Source organism: Glutamicibacter sp. TV12E, assembly GCF_052441935.1.
Taxonomy (GTDB): domain Bacteria; phylum Actinomycetota; class Actinomycetes; order Actinomycetales; family Micrococcaceae; genus Glutamicibacter.
Window position 1 is genome coordinate 2,063,761 of the sequence record NZ_JBQVVF010000001.1, and the last position, 13,584, is coordinate 2,077,344.

15 protein-coding genes are annotated in these 13,584 nt (G+C 64.3%); 8 read left to right on the forward strand and 7 right to left on the reverse strand.

Features of this window, described 5'->3' with window-relative positions; translation table 11 throughout:
• Nucleotides 1-6 precede the first annotated feature (6 nt).
• Genes ACT7DV_RS09690 through ACT7DV_RS09700 form a run of 3 tightly spaced genes read left to right on the forward strand, consistent with a single transcriptional unit; the run spans nt 7 to nt 3,795 of the window.
• Nucleotides 7-306, forward strand: a complete 300-nt coding sequence (locus ACT7DV_RS09690; protein ID WP_058256911.1) for a sarcosine oxidase subunit delta — start codon at nt 7-9, stop codon at nt 304-306.
• Complete coding sequence (locus ACT7DV_RS09695) at nt 303-3,200, forward strand: sarcosine oxidase subunit alpha family protein (protein WP_444662152.1); 2,898 nt, start codon at nt 303-305, stop codon at nt 3,198-3,200. The genes ACT7DV_RS09690 and ACT7DV_RS09695 overlap by 4 nt, the downstream gene beginning before the upstream one ends.
• Nucleotides 3,193-3,795 carry a sarcosine oxidase subunit gamma gene (locus tag ACT7DV_RS09700; protein ID WP_444662154.1) on the forward strand — a complete coding sequence of 201 codons (603 nt, stop codon included), beginning with the start codon at nt 3,193-3,195 and terminating at the stop codon, nt 3,793-3,795. The genes ACT7DV_RS09695 and ACT7DV_RS09700 overlap by 8 nt, the downstream gene beginning before the upstream one ends.
• Here the strand turns inward: ACT7DV_RS09700 and ACT7DV_RS09705 are convergent.
• The gene (locus tag ACT7DV_RS09705; protein ID WP_444662156.1) at nt 3,792-4,025 is read right to left on the reverse strand and encodes a hypothetical protein; all 234 of its coding nucleotides are present in this window, start codon (nt 4,023-4,025) and stop codon (nt 3,792-3,794) included. The two genes, ACT7DV_RS09700 and ACT7DV_RS09705, sit on opposite strands and share 4 nt — an antisense overlap.
• A 4-nt stretch (nt 4,026-4,029) precedes the next feature.
• A complete protein-coding gene (locus ACT7DV_RS09710; protein ID WP_444662158.1) occupies nt 4,030-5,217 on the reverse strand; it encodes a S8 family serine peptidase in 1,188 nt (395 codons plus the stop codon).
• Nucleotides 5,218-5,439: 222 nt separating this feature from the next.
• Here ACT7DV_RS09710 and ACT7DV_RS09715 point away from each other — a divergent pair, with 222 nt between their 5' ends.
• Nucleotides 5,440-6,042 (forward strand): TetR/AcrR family transcriptional regulator, encoded by a 603-nt coding sequence (locus tag ACT7DV_RS09715; protein ID WP_444662159.1) that lies wholly within the window; start codon nt 5,440-5,442, stop codon nt 6,040-6,042.
• Here the strand turns inward: ACT7DV_RS09715 and ACT7DV_RS09720 are convergent, their stop codons facing one another.
• Both ACT7DV_RS09720 and ACT7DV_RS09725 read right to left on the reverse strand, forming a co-directional pair.
• The gene (locus ACT7DV_RS09720; protein WP_444662161.1) at nt 6,043-6,879 is read right to left on the reverse strand and encodes an alpha/beta fold hydrolase; all 837 of its coding nucleotides are present in this window, start codon (nt 6,877-6,879) and stop codon (nt 6,043-6,045) included.
• On the reverse strand, nt 6,872-7,867 hold the full coding sequence (locus tag ACT7DV_RS09725; RefSeq protein ID WP_444662162.1) for an NADP-dependent oxidoreductase: 996 nt from the start codon (nt 7,865-7,867) through the stop codon (nt 6,872-6,874). The genes ACT7DV_RS09720 and ACT7DV_RS09725 overlap by 8 nt, the downstream gene beginning before the upstream one ends.
• Before the next feature lie 198 nt (nt 7,868-8,065).
• Between ACT7DV_RS09725 and ACT7DV_RS09730 the strand changes: the two genes are divergently transcribed.
• Both ACT7DV_RS09730 and ACT7DV_RS09735 read left to right on the forward strand, forming a co-directional pair.
• Nucleotides 8,066-9,277, forward strand: coding sequence for an NAD(P)/FAD-dependent oxidoreductase (locus ACT7DV_RS09730; RefSeq protein ID WP_444662164.1), 1,212 nt, complete (start codon nt 8,066-8,068; stop codon nt 9,275-9,277).
• 31 nt (nt 9,278-9,308) lie between these two features.
• Nucleotides 9,309-9,737: a universal stress protein gene (locus ACT7DV_RS09735; protein ID WP_444662166.1), complete on the forward strand. Its 429-nt coding sequence runs from the start codon at nt 9,309-9,311 to the stop codon at nt 9,735-9,737.
• Here the strand turns inward: ACT7DV_RS09735 and ACT7DV_RS09740 are convergent.
• Nucleotides 9,734-10,057 (reverse strand): CHY zinc finger protein, encoded by a 324-nt coding sequence (locus ACT7DV_RS09740; RefSeq protein ID WP_444662168.1) that lies wholly within the window; start codon nt 10,055-10,057, stop codon nt 9,734-9,736. The genes ACT7DV_RS09735 and ACT7DV_RS09740 overlap by 4 nt on opposite strands.
• A gap of 170 nt (nt 10,058-10,227) precedes the next feature.
• Between ACT7DV_RS09740 and ACT7DV_RS09745 the strand changes: the two genes are divergently transcribed.
• Nucleotides 10,228-11,607: an MFS transporter gene (locus tag ACT7DV_RS09745; protein ID WP_444662170.1), complete on the forward strand. Its 1,380-nt coding sequence runs from the start codon at nt 10,228-10,230 to the stop codon at nt 11,605-11,607.
• Nucleotides 11,608-11,618: 11 nt separating this feature from the next.
• On the opposite strand, the gene ACT7DV_RS09750 is transcribed toward ACT7DV_RS09745, so the two are convergent.
• Entirely contained in the window at nt 11,619-11,882 is a 264-nt protein-coding gene (locus ACT7DV_RS09750; RefSeq protein WP_444662171.1) for a hypothetical protein, read from the reverse strand.
• A gap of 198 nt (nt 11,883-12,080) precedes the next feature.
• Here ACT7DV_RS09750 and ACT7DV_RS09755 point away from each other — a divergent pair, with 198 nt between their 5' ends.
• Complete coding sequence (locus ACT7DV_RS09755) at nt 12,081-12,629, forward strand: hypothetical protein (protein WP_444662173.1); 549 nt, start codon at nt 12,081-12,083, stop codon at nt 12,627-12,629.
• On the opposite strand, the gene ACT7DV_RS09760 is transcribed toward ACT7DV_RS09755, so the two are convergent.
• Nucleotides 12,595-13,518 (reverse strand): LysR family transcriptional regulator, encoded by a 924-nt coding sequence (locus ACT7DV_RS09760; protein ID WP_444662174.1) that lies wholly within the window; start codon nt 13,516-13,518, stop codon nt 12,595-12,597. The two genes, ACT7DV_RS09755 and ACT7DV_RS09760, sit on opposite strands and share 35 nt — an antisense overlap.
• Between the last annotated feature and the right edge of the window lie 66 nt (nt 13,519-13,584).

Genomic DNA, 13,584 nt, shown 5'->3' on the forward strand with positions numbered 1-13,584 from the left:
GCCATCATGATGCTAATTGACTGCCCGCACTGCGGGCCACGCAACGAAAACGAATTCAGCTACGGCGGCGAAGCCCACGTGGCCTACCCGGAAAATCCGGCGGAACTCACCGACAAGGAATGGTCCCGCTACCTGTTCTACCGTGGCAATAAAAAAGGCATTTTCGCCGAGCGCTGGGTCCACGCCGGCGGCTGCCGCAAGTGGTTCAACGCCCTGCGCGACACCGTCAGCTACGAATTCCTGGCCGTATACGGCGCCGGCGAGGCGCAACCGCAGATCGACACACTTCAAGGAGGCACCCGATGAGCAAGCCGCAGCGACTACCTGTTGAACTGCGCTCACGCGCCCGGATCGACAGCGATCAGCCTCTGGCCCTGAGCGTCGACGGGCAGCAGCTTTCCGCTTTCCGCGGGGACACCGTCGCCAGCGCCATGCTGGCCAACCAGATCCGCCAGTGCGGCCCATCGCTCTACCTCAAGCGCCCGCGCGGGATCCTTGCCGCTGGCGTGGAAGAGCCCAACGCGCTGATCACCGTGGCCGCCCGCCACAAGGGCGAGGTCAATGAGTCCATGCTGCCTGCCACCACCGTTTCGGTGGCCGAGGGCACATCGGCCAGCCTGCTCTCCGGGCTGGGCGTGCTGGATCCAGGCACCGACTCGGTGTACTACGACCACGTGCATGTGCACACCGATGTCCTGGTGGTTGGCGCAGGACCGGCAGGCTTGGCCGCGGCCCGCGAAGCCTCGCGCTCCGGCGCCCGGGTGATGCTGCTCGATGAGCGGGCCGAGGCCGGCGGCACCCTGCTGGATACCGCCGGCGAGCAGATCGACGGCGTGGATTCCACCGCCTGGATCGAATCGGTGGTCGGAGAACTGGCGCAGGCCGGGGAAACCACCCACCTGCAGCGCACCACGGTCTTCGGCTCCTACGACGCCAACTACCTGGTCGCCGTCCAGCGCCGCACCGCGCACCACGACGGCCCAGCGGCCCCGGGCGTCTCCCGCGAACGCATCTGGCACATCCGTGCCGGCCAGGTGGTGCTGGCCACCGGCGCCCACGAGCGTCCGGTGGTCTTCGAGAACAACGACCGCCCGGGCATCATGCTCGCCGGGGCCGTGCGCAGCTACCTGAACCGCTACGGCGTGCGCGCCGGGCAGAAGATCGCCGTATTCACCACCAATGACTCGGCCTACGAACTGGTCGGCGAACTGGCTGCCTCCGGTTCGGTGGTCGCGGTGATCGATGCGCGCCGCAGCATTTCCGCCGTGGCCGCCCAGGCCGTGGCCGACGGCGTCCAGGTGATCTCCGGATCCGCCGTGGTGGACACCGAGGCCAACGAGTCCGGGGATCTCGCAGCGATTTTCGTGGCCGAGCTGGACGAACAGCGCGAGCTGGGCGAAGTGTCCCGGATCGAGGCCGACGTGCTGGCCGTGGCCGGCGGCTTCAACCCGGTGGTGCACCTGCACTCCCAGCGCCAGGGCAAGCTGAACTGGGACACCGCCATCCACGCCTTCGTGCCTGCTGATGCTGTTGCCAACCAGCACCTGGCCGGTGCGCTGACCGGGCGGCTGGATACCGCCAGCGCCCTGTCCACCGGTGCCGCCACCGGAGCGGCGGCAGCCACCGCCGCCGGCTACAGCACCATCGCCCGCACCCCCGAGGCGCTGCCGGTTGCCGCCGGCGAAACCCGCCCGGTGTGGCTGGTTCCTTCGCGCTTCGGCGACGACGCCGCGAACTACAAGTTCCACTTCGTCGACCTGCAGCGCGACCAAACCGTGGCCGACGTGCTGCGCGCCACCGGGGCAGGCATGCAGTCGGTGGAGCACATCAAGCGGTACACCTCGATCTCCACCGCCAACGACCAGGGCAAGACCAGCGGCGTGGCAGCGATCGGCGTGATCGCCGCGGTGCTGGGCATCGAGAACCCGGCACAGGTGGGCACCACCACCTTCCGCGCCCCCTACACCCCGGTGGCCTTCGCTGCCCTGGCCGGGCGCAACCGCGGGGACCAGCTGGACCCGGCGCGCATCACCGCCATGCACTCCTGGCACCTGTCCCACGGGGCCCAATTCGAGGATGTCGGGCAGTGGAAGCGCGCGTGGTACTACCCGCAGGCCGGGGAGGACATGGAAGCAGCGGTCTACCGCGAAGCCAAGGCCGTGCGCGAATCGGTCGGCATGCTCGATGCGACCACGCTGGGCAAGATCGAAATCCGCGGGGCGGATGCGGCCGAGTTCCTGAACCGCATCTACACCAACGGCTACACCAAGCTGAAGGTCGGCATGGGCCGCTACGGCGTGATGTGCAAGGCCGATGGCATGATCTTCGACGACGGCGTGACCCTGCGCCTGGCCGAAGACCGCTTCCTGATGCACACCACCACCGGAAATGCGGCCACCGTGCTGGATTGGCTGGAGGAGTGGCTGCAGACCGAATGGCCTGAGCTGGATGTCGTGTGCACCTCGGTGACCGAGCAGCTGGCCACCGTGGCCGTGGTGGGACCGCGCTCGCGCGAAGTGATCGCCAAGGTCGCCTCCTCGGTGGACGTGTCCAACGAGGCCTTCAAGTTCATGGCCTTCCAGGACGTGGTGCTGGATTCCGGGATCGAAGCGCGCATCTCGCGCATTTCCTTCTCCGGCGAGCTGGCCTTCGAAATCGCGATCCCGGCCTGGCACGGGCTGAAGGTCTGGGAGGATGTTTTTGCCGCCGGGCAGGAATTCAACATCACCCCGTACGGCACCGAAACCATGCACGTGCTGCGCGCCGAGAAGGGCTTCATCATCGTCGGCCAGGATACCGACGGCACGGTGACCCCGCAGGATGCCGGCATGGACTGGGTCGTCTCCAAGGTCAAGGACTTTGTGGGCTCCCGCTCCTACTCCCGTGTCGACAACCAGCGCGAAGACCGCAAGCACCTGGTCTCGGTCTTGCCGGTGGACAAGTCCTTGCATCTGCCAGAAGGCGCCGCGCTGGTCGCGGTGGAAGAACTTGGCGCCGAGGGCATCACCCCGATGGAAGGCTGGGTGACCAGCTCGTACAATTCGCCGGCCCTGGGCCGGACCTTCGGCTTGGCGCTGATCAAGAATGGGCGCAACCGCATTGGTGAAACCCTGCGCACCCCGATCAACGGCCAGCTGGCCGAGGTCACCATCGCAGAAACCGTCCTCTTTGACCCGGAAGGAAGCCGTCGAGATGGCTAGCAACACCTTGATTGAAGCCCGCCGTTCGCCCGCCGCGCACCTGCAGCAGCTGATGGCCGAGGCCAGTGTCGCCGGGGGATTGAACCTGGGCGAAGTCGCCTTCACCACCCAGGTCTCGGTGCGCTGCGCACCGGGCAGCGCCGGCTACGGCGCGCTGGCCGAGGCCACCGGCGTGGGCCTGCCGGAAAAGGTCGGCCAGGTCGCCGGCGAAGCAGGCAGCGTGGGCGTGCTGTGGCTGGGACCGGATGAGTTCCTGGTGACCGCGCCGGAAGATGCCGCCCTGGCATCCAAGCTGGAGGCAGCCCTGGGCCAGGAGCCGGGGCAGGTCGTTGACCTCTCGGCCAACCGCAGCGTGCTCGAGCTCTCCGGAGCCAACGCGCCGCTAGTGCTGCGCAAGAGCTGCCCGGCAGATCTGCACCCGCGCAGCTTCGCGGTGAACCAGGCGATCACCACCTCGCTGGCCGGCATTCCGGTGCTGCTGTGGCGCACCGGCGAGGAAAGCTGGCGGATCATGCCGCGCGCCTCCTTCACCGAGCACACCGTGCACTGGATGATCGACGCGATGCTGGAATTCGCTTCGGACCCGGTGGACTAGGACTGATCGCCCAGCGCCCGATAGGTGCGCTGGGCATCCACCGAGACCACCGTGTCCAGGCCGCGCAGCTGCGCGGCCACCTGCTCGCTGCCCTCGCCAATTATCTGGCCCAGGGCGGCGAGCACTTGCTTAACCCGCAAGCCGTGGGCCTGCAGCTCATCGACGATGTCCTCGGGCTGGACATTGTCCACCAGGGTGATCACGTAGATGTGCACTTGGGTGCTGGACATGCCGCTAGCCTTCCGCGCTGGCCGGGGCCTGGGCCAGCCCGGCTCCTGCGTCCGCGGCGGGCAGCTGCACGTCGCGGGACTCGGCCACCAGCTTGTCCCACAGTTCCTGGGCGCGCAGCCCGGTGGATTCTGCCAGCAGGGCGGCTACGCCGGCCACATGCGGGGTGGCCATGGACGTGCCGCTGATGGTGTTGTAGCGCTGGGTGCCGGGCCACGAGGAGTAGACATCAACTCCGGGGCCGGCGATATCCACCTCGCCGCCCTCGGCGGCCAGCGCCTGCGCCGAGAAGTCGGCCACGGCCAGCTTCGAATCCAGCGCCGCCACCGCCATGATGTACGGGCTGTTGGCCGGGGCGCCGACAAAGCCGGGGTTGCCGGCTGAGCGCTGCGCATTATTGCCGGCTGCCGCAATGATCAGCGAACCCAGTTCCAGGCTGCGCCGCCCGGCGGTGACATAGGGCGGGTGCACGGTTTTCACGTCCGCGCCCAGGGACATCGAGATGATCTCGCACTTGTTTTCCAGCGCCCAGTTGATGCCGGCCAGGATCGTCGAGTCGGATCCCGAGCCATCGGTGCCCAGGACCTTGCCGGCGAAGATATTGGCTTGGCTGGCGACCCCGTAGCCCGGTCCTTGTTCCGGGGTGCGCGGTCCGCAGGAACTGCCGATGCAGTGCGTTCCATGGCCGTGGCCGTCGCTGGCGTCTTCGCCTTCGACAAAGGACTTGGCGGTGATGGTTCGCCCGGCGAAGTCAGGGTGGGCGGCATCAAAGCCGGTGTCCAGCACCGCCACATTGATGCCCCGGCCTGTGAAGGAGCTCAAATCCGCGCCTACCGCCTGCAGTCCCCAGGTGAACTGCTCCGTGTCCGCGTAGGAATCCTTGGCGCCGGCTTCGGGCAGGATCCGGTAGACCAGTTCCGGCACGACTGCCGGGGGCAAGTGGTGCCCGATGCAGCGCTGGCGGAAGTCCTCGAGCTGATCGGCGTTGCTGGTGACTACCGCGATGCCCAGGGCCGGGTAGTACTCGCTGATCGAATATTCCTGTTCGCGCAAGAGCTGCGGAACTTCCTGTTCGCGTGCCTGGGCGGCGATGCCGGCAGTGGCGGCATCGGGTGCATCGGGTGCATCGAAGATGAGCACAAAACGGCCGGGAACTTCGGTGGCTGCCGTGCCGGGTGAGTGGGTGCTGAACATGGCGGGCTCCTTGATGATTCGGGGACGCTGCCCTTGCGGGTACTTCGCACTGTACAAGGGGCCCGGGACAATTAACCATGCCCGAGCAAAAACTCCAGCAAGCTTTTACCTGGCGCCGCCCAGCGGCGTGCGGGAGTATCGCGCCAGGGAATTCCCAACCCGTCAGATGATGACTACAATCAGAAGTGAGTTTAGTCATCGTTTATTGCTGGAGGAACATCAATGCCTGTGGTGCCCCAACCCGCCGGGCGGCGCGAGCGCAACAAGCAGGAAAAGCTCGAGCGCATTACCCAAGCCGCCAGCGAGCTTTTTGCCCGGTACGGTGTCGATGAGGTCACCACGCAGCAAATAGCCGAAGCCGCCGATATCGGAACCGGCACGCTGTTCCTCTATGCCAAGACCAAGGGCGAACTGCTGCTGCTGGTGCAGAACATCCACTACGCGCAAGCATTGGAGCGAGGAGTGCAGGCCGCGGCCGCCACCACGAAGACCCTGGACGGGCTGATGGCGCTGCTGGAGCCGATCGTGGAATGCAATCGGGTCCACACCGAGAATGGCCGCACCTACCTGCGGGAAATGGTGTTCGGCGATCCCAGCGAGCCGCACCATGGAGAAGCACTGGAGATTGTTGCGCAAACACAGCAGGCCGTGGCCGGCCTGCTGTGCGAACGCGAAAACCTGGATGAGACCGCCGCGGCCACCTTGGCCCAGGTCGTCTCGTCGATCATGTTCCTGTCCATGGCCGCATCCGCCAATGCTCCAGCTGCGGTCGGGGAAATTCTGCAGGGCATCCGGGCTCAGATTGAAGCGATCCTGCCTGGCTAATCAGCCGGCGAGGAATTCCGCGGCCCGAGGGGCGAACTGTTCCCAGTACTGGAAAACTCCGCCATGCCCCGAATCCGGGTAGATGATCAGCTCGGAGCCCTTGATCCGCTGGTGCAGATCCACCGAGAGTATCGAGGGGACCATTCGATCCCGGTCCCCATTGGCGATCAATGCGGCCCCGGTGAACACCGAAAGATCCGAGGGGGCAGAGCGGCCATAGCGCACGATGGCCTTCAGCTGCGTGCGAAGGGCCTTGAGGCTGACCTTGGCATCGCGATTTTCGGTGCGCTCATTAATGCGCTGGATGAAGTCTTTTGCCTCCCGTTTCCCGGACCGGTTGCGCTCAAAAAACAGGAATTCCTTCGGGTCCGCGCGGGCAATGGCCGAGCGGAGAATATCCAGGCAGGACACTGCCGCAACCTTGTCGATATTGCGGCCGCCGCGAGGCCCTGTTCCCGTGAGCACCAGTTTGCGCACCAGCTTCGGGTGCTTGACGATCAGATCCTGGACGATGAATCCACCCATTGAAAAGGCGAAAGCGTCAATCTGCCCGTATCCCAGTGCCCGGATGAACTCATAGGCATCATCGGCCGCGGCCTCGATGGACCCGGGCACGCGGCCCGAAGAGGCCCCGACGCCACGCTGGTCGAAGGCAATCACATGGCGGTGCTGGGCGATGGCCTCAACGATTCGTGGATCCCAATTGTCCAGATTGGCGGCCAGATGGACAAAGAACACCACTGGAATCCCACCCCGGGGCCCGAGCTCGCGGTAGGCGAAGCGCACGCCATTGGCAGTCGCAAAGCTGGTTGGGGCTTCGGCATAGGGGCTAGGCACCGGTGATCACCGCTTTTCCCCGGAAACCGCCCTGGGCCAGCGCGCTTATGGCCTGTGGCGCTTGACTGAAGCCAAAAGTCTTGCCCACGACCGGACGCAATACCGAGGAATCAACGAGTTGGGCGATCTCGCGCAGCTGTTCTCCGCTGGCATCCATGAAGAGGAATTCGTAGCCCACCCCGAGCTTCTTGGCCTGCTTGCGGATCTTGGCGCTCATCGCGGCAATGGCCAATCGAGCGAGGGGATTCATCCCCGCCTTGCGGGCAAATGCCGGATCCGGCGGACCGGTGATGCCCACGGCCTTGCCGCCCGGAGCCAGGATGCGCAGCGACTTTTCCAGGTTCTCGCCGCCGAGGCTGTCGAGGACCAGGTCAAATCCCGACAGTTCCTTTTCGAAGTCCTCGCTGCGGTAGTCGATCACCTGATCGGCGCCCAGCTCTTGCAGGAATTGGGCATTTTTTGCCGAAGCGGTGGTGGCCACGTGGGCGCCGAGGTGCTTGGCAAGCTGGATGGCGATGGTTCCCACTCCGCCGGCCCCGGCATGGATCAGGACCTTCTGGCCCGGCTGGACCTTGCCGCGCACCACGAGCGCCTGCCACGCGGTCAGGGCGACCAGGGGGAGCGAGGCGGCCTCGGTGGCGCTGAGGGTGGCCGGCGCCAGGGCGACATCATCCTGGTGGATCGCAATGCGCTCGGCAAAGGTGCCGATGCGGTGATCGCGCGGGCGGGCATAGACCAGGTCGCCGGCCTTGAACCCAATGACCTTGGAGCCGACCTCCAGCACCGTTCCGGCGGCATCGTGGCCCAGGATGAAGGAGGGCTTGTAGGGCAAGATGGCCTTGAATTCGCCGTCGCGGATCTTCTCGTCGAGCTGGTTCACTCCGGCGGCCAGAACTTTCACGAGGACATCGTTCTCGCCCACGCCAGGCTCGGCGACCTCCGCCAGCTGCAGTGGTTCCCTGTACTTCCGGACAACAAAAGCTTTCATCGGCTGATCTCCTGAGAAATTGGTGACTCAAGTCAATTATGAGTGTACTCAGATATCTAAGTCAAGCGTGGTTCCGGCCACGTTCCTCCACGGATGGTGAACGGCGCAAAAGCTGCTTGCCAAAGATGGCCCCGGGGTGTGAGTATCAGAGGACAGGTACTGCCCATTGGCCGTGGACCAAAGCAAAGGGGTGTTCTCTTGGCTGAAGAATCGATCGTTGTCCTGGGTGCCGGGCTTGCCGGCGCCACGACCGTCACCGAGCTGCGCGACCAGGGATTTGCCGGGCCGATTACGCTGATTGGTGACGAACCCGACCTGCCCTATGAGCGCCCGCCGCTATCCAAGGGGTTCCTGCAAGGCAACGAGGAGCCGGCAGGCTTCACGGTGCATGATGCCAACTGGTACCAGGAGCACAACATCACCCTGCGGCTGGGTGTGGCAGCCATCAGCATCGAGACCGCCCGGCGCCAGGTGCTGCTCGCCGATGGCAGCTTTGTGGATTACGATCGGCTGGTTCTGGCTACCGGATCGCGGGCAAATCTCGGCGGCGATGCGCCCCTTGCCGGCTACGACCTGCCCGGGGTGCACACCCTGCGCAAGCTTTCCGATGCGAAGTCGCTGCGTGCCCAAATCACCGACGGGGCACGGGTCTCCGTTGTGGGTTCGGGGTGGATCGGCATGGAAGTTGCCGCCAGCGCCCGCCAGCTCGGGGCGCGGGTGACCGTCTATTCCTCCTCCAAGGTTCCGCTGGCTTCGGTGTTCGGCGAGCGCTTCGGCCACCACCTGCTGGAGCTGCATCAGCGCCACGGGGTTGATGTGCGCACCGCCAAGGTCCAGGGCATCGAGCAGGTGGACGGGCACCTGCAGGTGCTCTCCGATGCCGGTTCCTCGCGGGCCGATGTGGTCCTGCTGGCCATCGGCGCTGTGCCCAATGTGCAGCTGGCTGAAACGGCGGGGCTCGAAGTGGACCAGGCGGTGCTGGTGGACGCCTCGCTGCGCAGCAGCGACCCCCGGATCCTAGCCATTGGGGATATCGCACAGGCCGCCCATTCGGTTTTGGGCCGGCGGGTGCGGGTGGAGCATTGGGACAATGCCATTCGCCAGGGCAAGCTGGCGGCAGCCACCTTGCTGGGCCAGGAGAAGTCCTATGACTGGCTGCCCTACTTCTTCACAGACCAGTTCGATCTGGGCATGGAATATGTGGGGTACAGCGATCCCGGGGACGAGACGGTGATCCGCGGGGATGTCGAGAGCGGGGAGTTTCTGGTGTTCTGGCAAAACGGGCAGAAGATCACCGCGGCCGCCAATGTGAATATTTGGGATGTCAATGATGGCCTGCGGGAATTGGTGGGGCGGGAAATCCCGGCCGAGCGCCTGGCCGACCCGCGGATCGAGCTCGCTGACCTGTAATGCCGGCGAAGAGAAGGGGGAGGTGCGGCTGATGAGCACCGTTGTGGTGGGTGTTGAATTGGGTATGCCGTCGGGGGTGCTGGTCACCGCCGCGGAGCTAGCCCGTGATCTGAAGGCCCGGTTGATCTGCGTTCACGCGCAAAGCGGCCGATATGTGACCGAGAAGCTCGCCGAAGGGGACCTGCTGGACTCCGCCGATCCGGTCGGCGAGGACTTGGCGTGGGAGTTGTCGCTGTCGATTACCGGCACGAGCTTCGAAAGCTATGCCGTGGCAGGGGACCCCGCCAAGGTTCTGGCCGCGGTGGCGGAACAGCAGGAGGCGCGGATAATTGTGGTGGGCACCCGGCGTTCGGGATTGCGCCAGAAGGTCGCAGAACTGCTGGATGGCTCCATTGCGCTGGCACTGGCCCAGAAGCAGCAGCGTCCGGTGCTTGTGGTTCCGCTGCTCGGTTCGCACTAGCTCTCGAAGTACAGGTGCGCGTGGGCGGCGCAGCCCGGGTTGAACAGCGCCTGGCAGTGCGGGCAACAGGAGGCGCTGCGATACTCGTTGACGGTCAGTTCGCTGTGGCAGACGCCGCAAAGCACCGCGGGCTGGTCGAATAATTGCGCTGGCCACGGTTGGGCCTGGTGGCCGGCCAATTCGGCATGGCACAGGTGGCACGGGAAGTAGGTGCCGCAGCAGAAGTGCTTTAGCGCAATCACGTCGCGCAGCTGGTGGTAGTGCGCGCAGCGGGTTTGCCCGTCCATCTGCACGCCGCGCAATTTCACGCCTATATCCATGGAGCCTCCTGCCGAATCTGTCGGGCTTGTGCAAAAAAGCACGCCGAATGTGCACAATCTGTGTCCCACTATGCACCGTTTCGGCTATCTTTGGCGATGTGATCCGCGCCATACTCGCTGTTGAAGTCTAGTTCCAACGGGGCAACTAGCAAGGGCGGAAGGAACCCACTGTGGTCAGTGAAACCTCATCAAAGTCCGAGCGCAAGGGATTGCGCAGGGTCGTTGCGGCCTCCATGGCCGGCACCGTCGTCGAATGGTACGAGTTCTTCCTCTATGCCACCGCTGCCACCCTGGTTTTCAACAAGATCTTCTTCCCGGATAACGGCAACGACCTGGATAACATCATCAAGGCCTTCCTGACCTACGCGGTAGGCTTCATCGCCCGGCCGATCGGCGGCATCGTCTTTGGCCACTTCGGCGACAAGTACGGGCGCAAGCACCTGCTGCAGGTGGCCATCGTGCTGGTCGGCGCCACCACCTTCCTCATGGGCTGCCTGCCCACCTTCAACTCCATCGGCTATGCGGCACCGATCCTGCTGATCGTCCTGCGCTTCGCCCAGGGTTTCGCCGTCGGCGGCGAATGGGGCGGCGCGGTGCTGCTGGTGGCCGAGCATGCGCCGAACAAGGAACGCGGCTTCTGGGCCTCATGGCCGCAGGCGGCGGTGCCGGTGGGCAACCTGCTGGCCACGATCGTCCTGCTGGTGCTGTCCTCGGCACTGAGCAACGAGGCCTTCCTGGCCTGGGGCTGGCGCGTGGGCTTCTGGCTCTCGGTCGTGATCGTGATTGTTGGCTACTACATCCGCACCCGCGTTTCCGATGCTCCGATCTTCAAGGAGGCCAAGGCGGAGCTGGAACAGAATGCCGCCGCCGGATATGGCGTCAAGGAAGTCTTCAAGCGCTACCCGCGCGGCGTCTTCACCGCGATGGGCCTGCGCTTTGGCGAGAACATCATGTACTACATGGTGGTGACCTTCTCCATTACCTACATGGCCACGCAGCTGAAGATGGATACCTCCACGATTCTCGGGCTGATGCTGATCGCCCACGTGATCCACGCGATCCTGGTTCCGCTGGTGGGCCGGTTTACCGATACCCGCGGACGCCGCCCGGTCTATGGCACGGGCGTGATACTCATGATGATCTGGGGCGTGGTGGCCTTCCCGCTGTTCAACACCGCCAACCACGCGATCATCTTGTCCACCATCGTGCTCGGCCTGGCGGTGCACGCCCTGATGTATGCCGGCCAGCCGGCGATCATGGCCGAGATGTTCCCGACCCGGATGCGCTACTCGGGCGTATCGCTGGGCTACCAGGTCACCTCGATCGTGGCCGGTTCCATGGCACCGATCATTGCCACCTGGCTATTGAAGGTCTATGGCTCGTGGGTGCCGGTGGCTGGCTACATTGTCTTCGCGGCGCTTCTCACCCTGGTAGCCGTGTACTTCATGAAGGAAACCAAGGGCGCCGATTTGGGCGCGATCGATGAGGCGGACCGCTTGGCTACAGATGGCGAAGTGGAAGCGGCAAAGCATCTGAAGATGCAGAAATAGCCTTTCTTGCGCTAATTGGCTCGCAGCAGTGCCCGCTCGGAAATGACGCCGCACAGCAAAAGAGTCTGGCAGGCAAGCAAGACCGGCACATATCGCGCGAATCCACCGGAACCATCCAACAGCCAGCTTGCCGCAAGGTACATGACGATCGCGACCGTGAGGTGCAGGGCCAAGGAGAGCAGCCGTTGTCGTTTTGTCGCGCCCTGCCATGCAGGGATCTGGCCGGTTTCGGAATCATCGGCGCTGTTGGCCAGTCCAAGGAATTTCAGCAACATGCTCCTGCTTTCGGCCGCTTAGTCATGAGGTTGTTCTATTTCGAGCTTAGCGAGATCATGATCGAAATCGAATCCTACTTTTGGATGAGGCCCTCGATGAGCTCGGAGCACAATGTGCACGGGCGGCCATGGCTGCGGACTGCCTCAGCGAAGCCATAGAATCGTCGCCTGAGACCGCAACACCATGAGGGAGCTTTCATGCAACCGTGCAGACTGCATATTGTCGGTGGCAGCGGGAGCGGAACCACCACACTGGGCCGTTCCATCGCCGATGCCTGGTCTGTTCCCCATGCGGATTCGGACGATTACTTCTGGGTGCCTACCGACCCGCCCTACACGCAGCAGCGAAACCCTGCCAGAAGGGTGGAATTGATGCTGGAGATTTTTGCGCGGCGTTCGGCCTGGGTGCTTTCCGGCGCGATGAGCGGCTGGGGAGACAGGATCCTGCAACGATGCGATGCCGTGGTGTTCTTGACGCTCAGCGCACCAGAACGCTTGCAGCGCATCAAGCAGCGAGAAATCATCCGAAGAGCCGGCGAGGAGATCAATACCGGGGCTTTTGGCGAATTCCTGGCCTGGGCCAGCAATTATGATGATCCAGAATTCAGCGGGCGCAGCCGCGCACGGCACGAAGCTTGGCTGAAAACCTTGGATCGACCGGTGCTGCGCCTGGACAGCACGAGCAACGTGCAAGAGCTGCGTGACGCGGTGCTTAACTGGGAACCTGGTTGCCGAAGGGGAGTATGAACCAATCCCCATTAGCCGCCGCATCATTCAGAGCCCGCACGGTCGCCTGAACCGCCTTGCTGCGCAGCGCCTCCTCGCGGCCCACGAGCCAATATTCGGAGAGGTAGCTGAACTGGTCATGCAAGACCGGAATCAGATTCGGATAGTGCTTGGACAGGAAGACCGGGAGCAGCCCGAGCCCCGCATGGTTCATCGTTGCCGCGTACTGGACCGCAATGCTGGTCGAAGAAATCGCACGGTGCATCGGCGGCAGGTGGCTGGTCGCCTCGTCCAGCTTATCCACGGTCAATGCCGTATCAATGTAGTAATTCAAGCTGTGGCCTGCCAGCTCCGACAGCTGGTGTGGGGTTCCGTGGGCTTGAAGATATTCGGCCGTGGCGTAAAGCCGCAATTCATAATCCATGAGCTTGGTGGAGGCTGCCTTGCGCACGCTGGGCTGCCCGATGACAATCTCCAAATCCATGCCGGTGCGCGTCTGCCGGGCGCGGGTGGTTTCCGAGACAATTTCGAACACCAGCTGCGGGTGCTTTGCCTGCAGCTTCGCCAAGGCGGGCGCCGCCAGATGCGCGCTGAAGGCATCGGGCGCTGCCAGCCGCACATGCCCGGCCAACGTGGGGGAATCCTCCTCGGTGCTGATGGCGGCCACCGCCTGCTCGATGGCTTCGGCACTGGCCATGGCCCGGCGGCCCAAATCCGTCAGCTCCCAGCCATTGGGGGTATGCGCCAAGAGGTGGCCGCCCATGGCCTTTTGCAATGCGTCGATGCGCCGGGAGATCGTCGAGTGGTTCACCCCGAGAACCGTTGCAGCCGCGGTGTACCGGCCCAAGCGGGCCACGGTGAGCAAGGCAATCAGGGATTCAAGATGGCGGTAATCGATCTGGCGGTCCATGGAACCAGTCTGCCATGTGCGCTGGCGCACACCGCACTTGCGCAATTGGCATGCTTCGAACCATTG

Coding starts and splice junctions, on each gene's coding strand:
- ACT7DV_RS09690 (WP_058256911.1), top strand. CDS start 7: ATGATGCTAATTGACTGCCCGCACTGCGGGCCACGCAACGAAAACGAA.
- ACT7DV_RS09695 (WP_444662152.1), top strand. CDS start 303: ATGAGCAAGCCGCAGCGACTACCTGTTGAACTGCGCTCACGCGCCCGG.
- ACT7DV_RS09700 (WP_444662154.1), top strand. CDS start 3,193: ATGGCTAGCAACACCTTGATTGAAGCCCGCCGTTCGCCCGCCGCGCAC.
- ACT7DV_RS09705 (WP_444662156.1), bottom strand. CDS start 4,025: ATGTCCAGCACCCAAGTGCACATCTACGTGATCACCCTGGTGGACAAT.
- ACT7DV_RS09710 (WP_444662158.1), bottom strand. CDS start 5,217: ATGTTCAGCACCCACTCACCCGGCACGGCAGCCACCGAAGTTCCCGGC.
- ACT7DV_RS09715 (WP_444662159.1), top strand. CDS start 5,440: ATGCCTGTGGTGCCCCAACCCGCCGGGCGGCGCGAGCGCAACAAGCAG.
- ACT7DV_RS09725 (WP_444662162.1), bottom strand. CDS start 7,867: ATGAAAGCTTTTGTTGTCCGGAAGTACAGGGAACCACTGCAGCTGGCG.
- ACT7DV_RS09735 (WP_444662166.1), top strand. CDS start 9,309: ATGAGCACCGTTGTGGTGGGTGTTGAATTGGGTATGCCGTCGGGGGTG.
- ACT7DV_RS09740 (WP_444662168.1), bottom strand. CDS start 10,057: ATGGATATAGGCGTGAAATTGCGCGGCGTGCAGATGGACGGGCAAACC.
- ACT7DV_RS09750 (WP_444662171.1), bottom strand. CDS start 11,882: ATGTTGCTGAAATTCCTTGGACTGGCCAACAGCGCCGATGATTCCGAA.
- ACT7DV_RS09755 (WP_444662173.1), top strand. CDS start 12,081: ATGCAACCGTGCAGACTGCATATTGTCGGTGGCAGCGGGAGCGGAACC.
- ACT7DV_RS09760 (WP_444662174.1), bottom strand. CDS start 13,518: ATGGACCGCCAGATCGATTACCGCCATCTTGAATCCCTGATTGCCTTG.